The organism is Nitrospirillum karajorum (assembly GCF_036348415.1).
In the GTDB taxonomy this organism is placed as follows: Bacteria; Pseudomonadota; Alphaproteobacteria; order Azospirillales; family Azospirillaceae; genus Nitrospirillum; species Nitrospirillum amazonense_B.
On record NZ_JAZBQB010000004.1, the window covers coordinates 88,132 to 100,524 of the forward strand.

Below are 12,393 nucleotides of genomic sequence, written 5' to 3' on the forward strand. Positions count from 1 at the left end.
GCTTGATCGTCGCCGCCGGGCAGGGAACCCGGCTGCGGGATAAGGGGCTGTCCAAGCCCCTTATCCCGATCAAGGGCAGCCCGCTGATCGAGCGGGTGATCCGGGGCGCCCACAGCGCCGGCGTCGACGAATTCGTGGTCGTCAGCGGCTACCGTGGGCAGGAACTGCGCGCGGCTCTGGATGCGTTCGCTCCCACCCTGGGCGTGACCGTCACCCACGTCGTCAACGACGAATGGGACCGTGCCAACGGCATCTCGGTGCACAAGGCGCGGGCGCAGTTGACGGAACCGTTCCTGCTGACCATGTGCGATCATCTGGTGGACCCGGGCATTTTCCGGGCCCTGATGGCGGCCCCGGTGGGGACGGACACCGTGACCTTGGCGGTCGATTTCAACATCGACCGTCCGCTGAACGATCCCGAGGATGTCACCCGCGTGAAGTGCGTGGACGGCCGCATCGAGAACATCGGCAAGGTCATCCGTGACTTCAACGCCTTCGACACCGGCGTCTTCCTCTGCACCCCCGGCATGTTCACGGCCCTGGAGGCCAGCCAAGCCAAGGGTGACGACAGCATTTCGGGGGCCATGAACGTGCTCGCGGGCTGGAAAAAGGCGCTGGTCCTGGACATTGGTGAGCGCATCTGGATCGACGTGGACGACCCCGCCGCCTTCGCCAAGGCGGAAACGCTGTTGGACGCCGGCCAGCTTTGACATCCCGGTTCTGACATCATGGAAACCAGCGAACCCGTCCGGCGGACTTCCGAGATCGAGGAAGTCACCAACCTTTATTTTATCCACCCCATCTCCGCCTGGCTGACGCCGCGTTTCGCCGCCTTGGGCATCACCCCGAACGCGGTGTCCCTGGCGGGGATGGCGTTCGGCTTGGCGGCCGGCTGGGCTTATTCCCATTACCAGGGACTGGGCTGGTCGGCGGCCGGTTTGCTGCTGATGATCGCCTGGCACGTCATGGACGGCGCCGATGGCCAACTGGCCCGTCTGACCAATGCCCAGTCCGAGATGGGCAAGATCCTGGACGGCATCTGCGATTACGTGACGTTCATCGCCGTCTATGTCGGCCTGGCGACCAGCTTGGCGCAGGAGCAGGGCGCCTGGGTCTGGCTGGTGGTCGTGGCCGCCGGCGTCGCCCATGCCGCGCAGTCAGCCGCCTATGAGATGCAGCGGCAGTGCTACAACTTCTGGGGCTGGGGACGGAAGTCCGCCGAGCTGGCGAAACTGGACGCCCCGCCCAAGCGGGACCAGGGCGGTTTCGGCGCGCTTTACCGCCTCTATGTCCGGCTGCAATACCTCACCACCGGCGTGACCCTGGGCTTTCATGAGGATCTGGGGCGGGCTTTGGCCGCCGATCCGGCGCGGGCACCGGATATCCGCGCCGCCTATCGTGCCGCCTTCGCCCCATCGGTGCGTCACTGGTCCATCCTGTCGGCGAATTACCGCACGTTGGGCATCTTCATCGCCGCCGCCATCGGCCATCCGCTGCTGTACTTCTGGTTCGAGCTGGTGGGATTCAGCCTGATCATGGCCGTGTTGCTGTCGCGTCAGGCGGCGCGCAACGCCCGGTTCCTCAAGGGGCTGGAACGGGCGGCGGCATAGCCGGCACCGGGCGGATGCGGTGCGACCGGTAGAATAGGTACGCCGCCAGCCCGATCAGGATGCAGGACGGTCCCAGCGCCGTTACCGCCGGGTTGAGGTTCAGCAGCAGGTCCAGCCGGTTGGAGATTTGCTGGGTCAATGAGAAGACGATGCCGATGCCGGCACCGATGGTGATCTGCTGGCCGGTGTTCTGCGAGCGTGGCGGACCGAACACGAATGGGGCGGCGATCAGGGCCATGGCCAGCATGGCCAGGGGCATGCCGATCTTGTTCCACAGTTCCTGTTCATAACGCACGGCGTGCTGGCCCTGGCGGGTCATGGCCCGCACGTAGCGGTACAGGGTGGTGGGCGACATGTTCTCCGGCGCCGGCATCAGGTCCTGGACCCGCTTGCCCGGCAGGAAGGACTGCCACGACAGCGTTTCCAGGTGTTCGGTCTGGAAGCGCCGGGCGACGATGCTCTTGCGTGTCACCTCGCGTAACAGCCAGGGGCCCTCCGCCCCGATCTCCGCCCGGTCGGCATGGATGAACGTCTCCAGCCGCCCGTCGTCGGAGAAGTCGTAGATGTTGATGCCGCGCAGGACGTTCTTGCTCTCGATCCGCTGAACGTTCAGGTACTGCTGCGCCCCGCCCGCCCACAGGGTGTCGCCGCTGTCCGCCAACGGCGAATCCGCCAGGGCTGCCGACCGCTGGGTTATCGCCAGATGTTGGGCCGGCGGTACGATGAACTCCGCGATGACGAACAGCACGGCGATCACCGGCGGCAACACTTTCAGCACCGACGCGATGATGCGGATTTCGGAAACGCAGAGCGCGCGCAGGGCGGTCAGCTCTGAATCCTTGGCCAGGCTGCCCAGCGCCAGCAGCGTGCCGATCAGCATGGCCACCGGCGCCACCTGCAGCAGACGCGACGGGCTGGTCAGCAGCACGTAGACCAGGGCGTTGATGACCCGGTACTGTCCCTCGCCGACCGATTTCAGCTGTTCCACGAACTCCAGCAGGCTGAACAGCGCCGCCAGGCCCGCCGCCACCAGCAGGAAGGCCTTGAGCGCGGCGCCGCCGACATAGCGGTCAAGCTGGGTCATGGCGCGCCGTCTGTTCCGGTGGGACCCGCAGATCGCCTGCCAACCGCCGGAGCAGGGTCCGGACGTGGAACGCGACGTTCCACTGCGGCCAGTACAGCGCCGCGATCAGGAAAAGCCCCAGCAACGCCGGCGCCCACCAGATTCCTGGAATGGCGCTGACGGTGCCATGCTGCACCCAGGTCCGGGCCGAGGTACAGAGCATGTAGTAGCCCGAATAAACCAGGATGGCCGTGCCGAACTTGGCGTAGCGGCCGCCCTGCCGGGGCTGCACGCGGCTGAGCGGCATGCCCAGCATGCCCAGCAGCAAGGTGGACAGCGGAGTCGACAGCCGCCACTGGAACTCCGCGATGTCGGCGGGGTTGCTGGACCTGGCCAAGCGCGCGGTTGGTACACCCGTCGCGCTGTACTCCTCCGGGGCGATATTGTGATTGGCGGGGTCCAGCGTGATGCTGCCCACATCCATCATCCGATCCTGGGTGGTATCGCTCTTGCCGAGGAAATAGACGTGCGCGTTGTCCAGGCGGACGTTCGAGCCGCCGTCCTGCCTCGGCGGCAGGGCGCGGGCGCTCTGGGCCAGGATGATGTCGGTGGTGTCGGGATGCTGGATTTGTATGAAAACGTCCTTGGCGGGCCCCCTGATTCCCTCGCGACGGGGGAAGAAGATGACCCGGCCGCCATGCTTGTTCAGGTAGAAGGTGCCCGACTCCATCGCGTCCACGTTCATCGACAGCTGGGCGCGGCGGGTGATCTCATGGGATTTCTCGTAAGCCCAGGGACGGGCGTGCAGCGACAGCAGCAACACCACCCCCGCCAGCCCCGCCGACAGCATGAACACCGCGCGCAGCACCATGCCGGGGGAAACGTTCAGGGCGTACATGGCCGTGAATTCGGAGTCGCCATACAACTTGCCGAACGCCATGACCACCGAGACGTACAGCGAGATGGGGATCAGCACCTCCAGCGCGATCAGCAGCTTAAGGCCCACCAATTCCGCGATGGCCCCCGTGGGCAGCAGGCCGTTCACCGCGTCGGACAGCAAGCCCGCGGTGCTGTAGCCGGCGAAAAGGGTGGTGAGAATGCCGAGTACAGCCGCCAAGGGCGTCGCCACTTCCCGGATCAGATAGCGTTCGATGATCAAAATCGTCCGTCGCCCCGTACGTTCCGTGAATCCAGGGCGTTACGCTACCCGGGCATAGCCCGGTCACCACCCTTAGGCATGGGGAAGGCCACCGTCACTCGCGATATATGACATCTTGCACTAATGTCTATGACAATCCGATGGCGGCCTTCTATAAAGGTTACGATGGATATATGAACCCTTCCCTAAAAATGCGACCACGGCTACGTCGGCGCCGTCGCGATATCAGGGCCAATTAAAAAGCATGGCTACCTCAATTGATCAGATCCGCACGCTTGTATTCGATGCCCTTCAGGCGTCGTTGCCAAGTCCAATAGAGCTGTCGGAAGATACGAACATCACCGAAGGACTGGGGCTGGACTCGGTTGCGGTCATGGATTTCGTTATGGAAATCGAGGATGCCCTCGATATTTCCATCCCGTTGGACCGGATTGCCGAGGTCAAGACCATCGGTGATCTTATCGCCACGGCACATGACCTGAAGGGTGTCGCCTGAGCCATGGCCCTATTCGACAAGTACGCGGCGCTCATAGGCCAGTTCGCTAGTCTAGAGGCCACCGGCTACAATCCGTTCAACGTCAGTTTCGACACCGTCCTCTCCCCAACGGAGGCGATGATCGGCGCGCGGCGGATCCTGCTGTTCGGTACGAACAATTACCTGGGGCTGACCTACGACCGCGCTGTGATCGAGGCCGCGGCTGAGGCGACGCAGCGCCTGGGTGCTGGCACCACCGGGTCCCGGGTGGCCAACGGCAGCTACGGCACCCATCGGCAGCTGGAAAGGCACCTGGCCGACTTCTACGGTCGCAAGCATGGCATGGTGTTCTCCACCGGCTACCAGGCCAACCTGGGCATCCTGTCGGCGCTCGCCGGCAAGGATGACCACCTGATCCTGGACGCCGACAGCCACGCCAGCATCTATGACGGCTCGCGGCTGGGCCACGCCCAGGTCACCCGCTTCCGCCACAACGACCCCGCCGATCTCGACAATCGGCTGCGCCGCCTGGCCGACACGCCGGGCGACAAGATCATCGTGGTCGAGGGCATCTATTCGATGCTGGGCGACACCGCGCCCTTGCGCGAATTCGTCGAGGTGAAGCGCAAGTGGGGCGCCTACCTGGTGATCGATGAGGCGCATTCCCTGGGCGTCCTGGGCCGTACGGGCCGGGGCCTGGCCGAGGCCGCCGGCGTGGAGGCCGACGTCGATTTCGTCGTCGGCACCTTCTCCAAAAGTCTGGGCGGCATCGGTGGCTTCTGCGTCAGCGACATGGACGGCTTCGACATCCTGCGTGTCGCCAGCCGCCCCTACATGTTCACGGCCTCGCTGCCGCCGTCCGTGGTCGCCGCGGTGACGGAGGCGCTGAACCAGTTGCGCCACCGGCCCGCCCTGCGCCAGCAGTTGCTGGACAACGCGCGCCGCTTCCACGCCGGGCTGGCCGACCTGGGCTTCAATATCGGACCGGAGGCCAGCCCCGTGGTGTCGGCCATCATGCCCGATCCCGCCACCGCCTTCACCTTCTGGTCCAAGTTGCTGGAGGCGGGCCTGTACACCAACGTCAGCCTGCCGCCTGCCACGCCCAAGGGCCTGGCCCTGCTGCGGTCCAGCGTCAGCGCCGCGCATTCCCGGTCGCAGATCGACCACGCGGTGCAGGTGTTCGCGGAGACGGGCCGGGCCATGGGCCTGATTGGTGACCAGGCCGCGGCCCCGCCCGAGATGCGTGTGGCCGCTCAGTAATACTTCATCAGCACCGACACGGGGTTGTCCCCGGCCTGGGCAGGGATTCGTACCTTGCTCAGGTCCGGGGGCCCCAGGTACAGCGTCGGATTGTTGGAGAAACCGTACCCCTCCGCCGGGATGCCCAGCATCGTCGTGTCGAAATGGCCATTGTCGTTTTCATCATGGAACAGCGCCACCGCGTAATGGCCAGCCTGGGGCACGACAATGCAGGCCTCGGTCACCGGCAGCGTGACCGGCAGGATCTGGCGCGCCACTTTGTAGGCGCCATCCAGGAAATGCGCCGCATCGTCCGGGTAGATGGTGATGGTGACGTTGCCCTGGGCCGAGCGCATGCCGGTGACGCTGATGCGCAGCCGAACCTGGCCGCTGTCGCCCGCGTCGCAGGCCGGGCCCGGCATGGGGGTCGCCTTTTCCGCCCGCGCGGCGGCCGGCAAGGCCAGCGCCGCCAAGATGCCCGCCATCATCACGCCCCGCTTCACCATGGTGCCCTTCCGTCCTTCTTCGCGTCGGTCATCATCTATGGTCGGGACCGGACGGACCGCAAGGGCGGTGTGGGGGGCTACCATGGCTGAGGTGGTCATCTTCCGGCACAACCTGTTCCGGGTTTCGGAAACCTTCATCACCGAGCAGGCGCGTTTCCTGCGGCGGCATACGCCGCTGTACCTGGGCCGCCTGCGGTACGGCCCTGGACCGCAGGGGGCCGAGTCCCTGGCCCTGCGGGATCTGTGGCCCCATTTCCCCCTGCCGCGCATCGGCTGGCAGATGCTCACCCGCGATCCCGGACCTTATCAGCGGCTGCTCGCCGGCCGCCGGCCCGCCCTTATCCACGCCCACTTCGGCGTGGAAGGAGTCTACGCCCTGCCGTTGGCGCGGCGCCTGGGCATCCCCCTGGTCACCACCTTCCATGGGTTTGACGCCACCCTGTCGACGGCGGCGCTGATGCTGTCGCCGGCATGGATCAATTATCCGCTGTTCCGCGGGCGACTGGCCCGCCAGGGTGATCTGTTCATCTGCGCCTCGGCCTTCATCCGGGAGCGGGTCCTGGCCATGGGCTTCCCCCCGGAACGGACGCAGGTGCATTACATCGGCGTGGACACCCAGGCGATCCGGCCCCGCGACCTGGCGGAGGAGACGCCGACCATCGTGCATGTCGCCCGGCTGGTAGAGGTGAAGGGGGCGGAATATCTGATCCGCGCCTTCGCGCGCCTTGCGGCCAAGCATCCGGGGACCCACCTGGACATCATCGGTGACGGGCCCTTGCGCCCATCGTTGCAGCAGCTTGCGGGGACGTTGGGCGTGGGCGAGAGGGTGCGGTTCCTGGGGGCGTTGCCCCATGCCGAGGTGTTGGCGCGCATGCGCCGCGCCGCCATGCTGGTCCTGCCCAGCGTGCGCACCGGCAGTGGCCGGGTGGAGGGCCTGGGCATGGTGGTGCTGGAGGCCGCCGCCGCCGGCGTTCCCGTGGTCGGCAGCCGTATCGGCGGCATTCCAGAGGCCGTCATCGACGGTCAAACCGGCCTGTTGGCGCCGGAACGCGATGCCGAGGCCCTGGCGCGGCACATGGACGCCTTGCTGTCCGACCGTGACCTGCGCCAGCGCATGGGGGCGGACGCCCGCAGCCATGTCGAACGGCATTTTGACATCCGCCAGCAGACCGCCGCGTTGGAACGGCTGTACGACGGGGTTACCGGCCATGCGGCATGAAGGGCGGCATGAGGAGGGCCGGCGGCCCTCCGCCGTGGTGGTCGCCCACCCGGATGATGAGACCCTGTGGCTCAGTTCCGTGCTGGCCGACGCCGACCGCGTCGTCTTCTGTTTCGGCGACCCCTTCGGCCGTCCGGCCAAGGCGGCGGCGCGGCGCCGTGCGGTCGCCGCCTTGCCGCTGCCCAAGCTGGTGGATTTACGCATCCCGGAAAGCGGGGCCGGCTTCGCCGTTGACCGGGCCGACCCGGCGGCCACGCCCTTTGGCCTGGCGATCCGCGACGCGGACGCGCGGGGCCGGTATGAGGCCAACTTTCCTCGCCTGGTGGCGGCTCTGCGCCCCGTGCTGGAGGGCTGCGCCGAGGTCTACACCCATAATCCCTGGGGCGAATACGGACATGCCGAGCATGTCCAGGTCCATCGTGCCGTCGCGGCCTTGCAGGCGGAGCTTGGCTTCCGCCTCTGGTTCAGCAATTACGTCGATGCCGCCAGTTGGCCCTTCGCCTGTCGTCTGGCCGGTGACCCGTGCTGGAACGAGCGTCGGGCCGCGCGGCCTGATGTCGCTACGGCGCGACGCCTCCGGTCGGTGTACCGGCGCCAGGGCGCCTGGACCTGGACGCCCTTCCACCGCTGGCCGGCGGAGGAGACGCTTTACGGCCACGCGCCGGCCGGGGAGGGGCGGTCCCTGGCGGGCGAGGTGCTGCTGGACGTGGCGGGCCTGCGCTGGTGGCCGCCACCCTGGCGGGCCGCGCGACGGCGATTGCCGGATCGTCCGGTCTGACCCCATGCCCACCCTTTCCGCTTTCGCACGCTTCTTTGTTTCCCGGCCGGTTTCCCGGCCCTTTTCCGGAATGTCCTCATGACGTCGACGACTGACAACGCCCGTCCAGGCCGCTTGGAAAACCTGGCCTCCGGCCTGCGGTTCGCGGCCCGTGCCATCGGGCAGCGCTATACCCCGCTGCTGGCCCAGGTGGTGGTGACCCGCCGCTGCAACCTGGCGTGCGGCTACTGCAACGAATATGACGACTTCTCACCACCCGTTCCGCTGAAGGACCTGCTGGCACGCGTCGATCATCTGGCGATGCTGAAGACCGCCTCCATCACCTTCACCGGGGGGAGCCGCTGCTGAATCCCGACCTGGACAAGGCGGTGCGCCATGCTCGCCAGCAGGGCATGATCGTCACCACCATCACCAACGGCTTCCGCCTGACCCAGGAGTGGATCGAGCGTCTGAACGCCGCCGGCCTCCAGGGCATGCAGATCAGCATCGACAACCTGGAACCCGACGACATCTCGATGAAGAGCCTGAAGTCGGTGGAGGGCAAGCTGGAGCTGCTGTCGAAGCACGCCCAGTTCAAGGTCAATGTCAATTCCGTCCTGGGCGTGACCGGGGAAAGGACGCAGGACGTGGTGACGGTGGCGGAGACCGCTGCCAAATACGGCCTGCAGCACTCCGTGGGCGTCCTGCACGACGGCAGCGGCACGTTGAAGCCGCTGAGCCCGGCGCAGATGCAGGCCTATGAGAAGGTCACCCAAATTTCGCCGTCGCTGGTGCACAGCCTGAATTACTGGCTGTTCCAGAAGAACCTGATGAATGGCCAGGGCAACGATTGGCACTGCCGTGCCGGCGCCCGCTATCTCTATGTCACCGAGGACGGCCGGGTGCATTGGTGCTCGCAGCAGCGCGGATACCCCAACATCCCGCTGCTGGACTACACGCTGGAGGACATCAAGCGGGAGTACCATACGGAAAAGGGCTGCGCGCCGACCTGCACCCTCAGCTGCGTGCATCAAATGAGCATGTTCGACCGCCGTCGGCAAACCATCGCCGACCCGACCACCAAGGCTTCCGTACCCCAGGTGCCTGCGGCTGAGCCGGTCAGCTGATCGGCTTTTCCCGGTCGTAGCGGAACAGCCCGCCGTACACCGCCGCCATGGCCGCCACGACGATGGCGACCCCGGCGGCGGGCCGCTCGCTGCCCGGCAGCAGGCGCAAGAGCCAGACCATGGCCGTCATGACGGCCATGCCCGCCACCGGCAGCGCGAAGGCCCGCGCCACGGTGCCGGCGGCGATGCCCCAGGTACCGCGCAGGTAATGGGCACCCCACAGCAGCACCGGCGGGTACAGCGCCAGCCATACCGCTGAAACGGCGACGATGCCCACCGCCGCCGGCAGCAGCAGCCCCACCCCGACGATGCCGGCGCTGAGCAGCGCCAGGCTGGTGGCCGACAGCCGCGCCGCCAGCCCCGGCCGGCCCGACGCCATCATTAAGGGGGTCAGCAACTGCGCGGTCACGCGCAGCAGTGCGGCGCCGGCCAGCAGCTTCAGGGGCAGGGCGGCGGCGGCATAGCTGGCGCCGTTGTCGTCGTGGATCAGGGCGGTCAGGGAGTTGGCCGCCAGGATCAATCCCACCATCAACGGCGCCGTCAGCAGGGCCAGCCGGCGCAGCGACCAGGTCAGCGACTGGGTCAGGCCGCCCAGGTTTCCGGCCATACGGGCGAAGACGGGCAGGGCTGTGCGGTTGATCAGCGTGCCCACCGCCATCACCGGTTCCATGGCGATGTCGAAGGCCACGCGATACAGCGCCAGCGGCGCCGCGCCGTAGAACCAGCCGACCAGCAGGAAATCGATGTTCTTGAAGATCTGCTCGAACAGGTTCACGGCGGCGGCCCGGAGCCCGAAGCGGACCAGGCCCCCGATGTCGTCCCGTTGGAAATGCAGGCCAGGCCGGAAGGGGCGCGCCAGAGTGGCGCCGATCAGGGTGTAAAGGCCGCTGGCGACATAGCCCGCCACCAGGGCCCAGGCGCCGGCCCCGGCCATGGCGAGGCCCAGGCGGGTGAGGGCGGCGCCCAGGGTGGCGGCGACGTTGACCATGGCGATGCGCTCATAGCGCAGGTCCCGGTTCAGCAGCGCCAGGGGGATGACGGCGGCGGCCACCAGCGGCTGCTTGGCGCCCAGGGCGATGAAATAGGCGGCCATGCCCGGCACGCCGTACAGCAACTCGAACCCCGGTGCCGCCAGCAGGGTCAGCGCGCCCATGACCAGGGCGGCGGCCATGATGAACCAGAACAGGCTGTCCAACTGGCGCTTGCTGACCGACGGGGCCTGCAGCAGGGCATCGCCCGTGCCCAGGCCGTCGAAGGCCTCGATCACCATGCCGGCGGAGATGACCAGGGAGGCGACGCCGACCTGCTGTTTGCTGAGGAAGCCTAGCACCGCCAGGATGGTGGTGAAGTCGATCACCTTGGCCAGGACGGTGGCGCCGCCCAGCCAGTTGAACCCCCGGCGCAGGTGTCGCTGATGATCGGCGTCGCTCACGGGCGGTCAACGACGGCGGAGGGGGATGTCCCAGGTTCCGGCCGGGGCGGCAGGACCCAGGCCCGCGTGCGCAGCAGGTGCCGCAGCCAATCCCGTGACTGGCCGAACCACGCCCGGAACTCCGCCTTGCCCCAGGGGCGCCGCGCCGGTGCCGGTGTCGTCAGGCGTTCCTGGATCAGCGCGTGGATGCGCGCCGCCCGGGCCGCCCAGGTGTAGCCCTGGCTGTCGGTCAAGGCAGCCTCCGCCAGGCGGGCGGCGCGGGCGGGATCGGTCAGCAGCGCGTCGATGCCGGCCACCAACTCTGCCGGGGAATCCGGTGGGCAAAGATAGGCGTTCTCGTCATGCCGCAGTACCTCCGCCACGTCCGGCGTCTGCCCCGCCAGGATGGGGCGCCCTGAGGCCAAGTAGAAGAACACCTTCAGCGGCAGCACGGTCGACCCGAACTCCGCCAGCGGCAGCCGGGACGGGGGGATCAGCAGGATGTCGGCGGCGTAGATGTAATCGGCCAGCGCATCCGCCGGCTGGTAGGGCACGATGCGGACGTTGGGCAGGTCGCGTGCCATCACCTCGATGGGGCCCTCGCCGTACGACCCCACCAGGATGAACAGCACGTCGGGCCGCAGCCTTGCCGCCTCGATGGCCAGGGCCAGACCCTTCTTGTGGTTCACGCGGCCGGTATAGACCACCGTTTTGCGGTCGGGCTCGACACCGATGCGCCGCTTCGCCTCCGCCACCGGGATGCGCGCCTGGAAGCGCGCGGGCTCGAAGCCGTTGCGGATGCAGCGCACCTTGTCCTCCGGTAGGCCCAGCGCCAGGTACTTCCGCCGCGTGTACTCGGAATGGCAGATTTTGACGATGAAGCGCCGGTGGCCGACCAGGCGGTACAGCCAGTATTGCAGGGGCGGGATCTGGTCCGGCCAGGGACGGTAATGGTCGAAGGCAACCCGCTGCCCGAACAGCAGCGCCATCCAGGCGACCCAGAGGTTGCGGGTGTAGACCAGATCGGCCTGTTTGAACTCCGCCCGGAAGGGCAGCGTCAGCCCGCACAGGAAATGCCGCAGCGCCGCCGGGCCGGCTGGCGCGTGCGCGGGGACCACCGTCAGGCCGCTGACCCGCTCCGCCACGATGGCCGCGTCACCGTCCGCCACCGGCACATGCATCCACGACCGCTCGGTCAGCGCGGCGAGATAACGGGCCGTCGTCGTGAAGACTTCGGCATCGGCCTCTGTGCTGGCGAGGGAATTTTCAAAGGTGAACAATATTCGCATTGAAAACCATACCAGGCAGGGACCCGGGCGCGGGCTCGCGGGGAGTGTTCGCACATATGGCCTGGTGACTCAATCGCCAGCCGCGCCATGCCGACGCGCTATCCGGCCTGCTGGTTGCGCATGAAATCGGCCAGGGGCGCCAGCGCGCCCAGGATGGCCTGGCGGCCCCGGGCATCGGGAATGGTCTCGTCCAGCGCCCGCTTCATGCACAGCAACCAGGCGTCACGCTCCGCCTCGCCGATCTGAAAGCCCAGATGGCGGGCTCGCAGGCGGGGGTGGCCACGCTCGGCGGAATAATCGCCCGGTCCGCCCATCCATTGCGCCAGATACAGAGTCAGCACACGCTTGGTTTCCGCCAGATCCGAGGGATGCATGGCGCGCAAGTCGCGCGCCTCCGGCACGGTGTCCATCTGATGATAGAAGGCATCCACCAGCCGGCCGATGGGTTCCATCCCGCCGATCCACTGGTAAAGGGTGGTCTTCTGTCCGCTGTCGCCGGTCATGGTCTGGGCTCTGCCTGTCCTGCGGCCCCCAAGGC

At 67.3% G+C, this 12,393-nt stretch carries 14 protein-coding genes; 8 read left to right on the forward strand and 6 right to left on the reverse strand.

Going from position 1 to position 12,393, the window contains the following annotated elements:
• Window positions 1-2: 2 nt before the first annotated feature.
• Together UCD39_RS26270 and UCD39_RS26275 are read left to right on the forward strand one after the other, a co-directional pair.
• On the forward strand, window positions 3-710 hold the full coding sequence (locus UCD39_RS26270) for a phosphocholine cytidylyltransferase family protein (protein ID WP_442943715.1): 708 nt from the start codon (window positions 3-5) through the stop codon (window positions 708-710).
• An 18-nt stretch (window positions 711-728) separates the two neighbouring features.
• On the forward strand, window positions 729-1,610 hold the full coding sequence (locus tag UCD39_RS26275; RefSeq protein WP_330498584.1) for a CDP-alcohol phosphatidyltransferase family protein: 882 nt from the start codon (window positions 729-731) through the stop codon (window positions 1,608-1,610).
• On the opposite strand, the gene lptG is transcribed toward UCD39_RS26275, so the two are convergent.
• Together lptG and lptF are read right to left on the reverse strand one after the other, a co-directional pair.
• The gene (lptG, locus tag UCD39_RS26280; RefSeq protein ID WP_330498585.1) at window positions 1,582-2,694 is read right to left on the reverse strand and encodes an LPS export ABC transporter permease LptG; all 1,113 of its coding nucleotides are present in this window, start codon (window positions 2,692-2,694) and stop codon (window positions 1,582-1,584) included. The genes UCD39_RS26275 and lptG overlap by 29 nt on opposite strands.
• Window positions 2,681-3,832, reverse strand: a complete 1,152-nt coding sequence (gene lptF, locus UCD39_RS26285; RefSeq protein WP_330498586.1) for an LPS export ABC transporter permease LptF — start codon at window positions 3,830-3,832, stop codon at window positions 2,681-2,683. The genes lptG and lptF overlap by 14 nt, the downstream gene beginning before the upstream one ends.
• A gap of 244 nt (window positions 3,833-4,076) precedes the next feature.
• Between lptF and UCD39_RS26290 the strand changes: the two genes are divergently transcribed.
• Both UCD39_RS26290 and spt read left to right on the forward strand, forming a co-directional pair.
• Window positions 4,077-4,328 carry an acyl carrier protein gene (locus UCD39_RS26290; RefSeq protein WP_145733526.1) on the forward strand — a complete coding sequence of 84 codons (252 nt, stop codon included), beginning with the start codon at window positions 4,077-4,079 and terminating at the stop codon, window positions 4,326-4,328.
• 3 nt (window positions 4,329-4,331) lie between these two features.
• Entirely contained in the window at window positions 4,332-5,567 is a 1,236-nt protein-coding gene (spt, locus tag UCD39_RS26295; protein WP_330498587.1) for a serine palmitoyltransferase, read from the forward strand.
• On the opposite strand, the gene UCD39_RS26300 is transcribed toward spt, so the two are convergent.
• Complete coding sequence (locus UCD39_RS26300; protein ID WP_330498588.1) at window positions 5,561-6,052, reverse strand: DUF2141 domain-containing protein; 492 nt, start codon at window positions 6,050-6,052, stop codon at window positions 5,561-5,563. The two genes, spt and UCD39_RS26300, sit on opposite strands and share 7 nt — an antisense overlap.
• A gap of 82 nt (window positions 6,053-6,134) precedes the next feature.
• On the opposite strand from UCD39_RS26300, the gene UCD39_RS26305 reads away from it, so the two are divergent.
• From UCD39_RS26305 to UCD39_RS26320, 4 genes are all read left to right on the forward strand, one after another.
• Window positions 6,135-7,271 (forward strand): glycosyltransferase, encoded by a 1,137-nt coding sequence (locus tag UCD39_RS26305; protein WP_330498589.1) that lies wholly within the window; start codon window positions 6,135-6,137, stop codon window positions 7,269-7,271.
• The gene (locus UCD39_RS26310; protein ID WP_330498590.1) at window positions 7,261-8,049 is read left to right on the forward strand and encodes a PIG-L family deacetylase; all 789 of its coding nucleotides are present in this window, start codon (window positions 7,261-7,263) and stop codon (window positions 8,047-8,049) included. Before UCD39_RS26305 ends, UCD39_RS26310 begins: the two co-directional genes overlap by 11 nt.
• A gap of 78 nt (window positions 8,050-8,127) precedes the next feature.
• Window positions 8,128-8,397 (forward strand): radical SAM protein, encoded by a 270-nt coding sequence (locus tag UCD39_RS26315; protein ID WP_322481405.1) that lies wholly within the window; start codon window positions 8,128-8,130, stop codon window positions 8,395-8,397.
• Window positions 8,398-8,417: 20 nt separating this feature from the next.
• Window positions 8,418-9,155 (forward strand): hypothetical protein, encoded by a 738-nt coding sequence (locus UCD39_RS26320; protein ID WP_330498591.1) that lies wholly within the window; start codon window positions 8,418-8,420, stop codon window positions 9,153-9,155.
• On the opposite strand, the gene UCD39_RS26325 is transcribed toward UCD39_RS26320, so the two are convergent.
• From UCD39_RS26325 to UCD39_RS26335, 3 genes are all read right to left on the reverse strand, one after another.
• The gene (locus UCD39_RS26325; protein ID WP_330498592.1) at window positions 9,148-10,587 is read right to left on the reverse strand and encodes an oligosaccharide flippase family protein; all 1,440 of its coding nucleotides are present in this window, start codon (window positions 10,585-10,587) and stop codon (window positions 9,148-9,150) included. The two genes, UCD39_RS26320 and UCD39_RS26325, sit on opposite strands and share 8 nt — an antisense overlap.
• Window positions 10,584-11,855, reverse strand: a complete 1,272-nt coding sequence (locus tag UCD39_RS26330) for a glycosyltransferase family 4 protein (RefSeq protein ID WP_145733513.1) — start codon at window positions 11,853-11,855, stop codon at window positions 10,584-10,586. Before UCD39_RS26330 ends, UCD39_RS26325 begins: the two co-directional genes overlap by 4 nt.
• Window positions 11,856-11,953: 98 nt before the next feature.
• Complete coding sequence (locus UCD39_RS26335; RefSeq protein ID WP_145733511.1) at window positions 11,954-12,358, reverse strand: group II truncated hemoglobin; 405 nt, start codon at window positions 12,356-12,358, stop codon at window positions 11,954-11,956.
• Window positions 12,359-12,393: the final 35 nt, after the last annotated feature.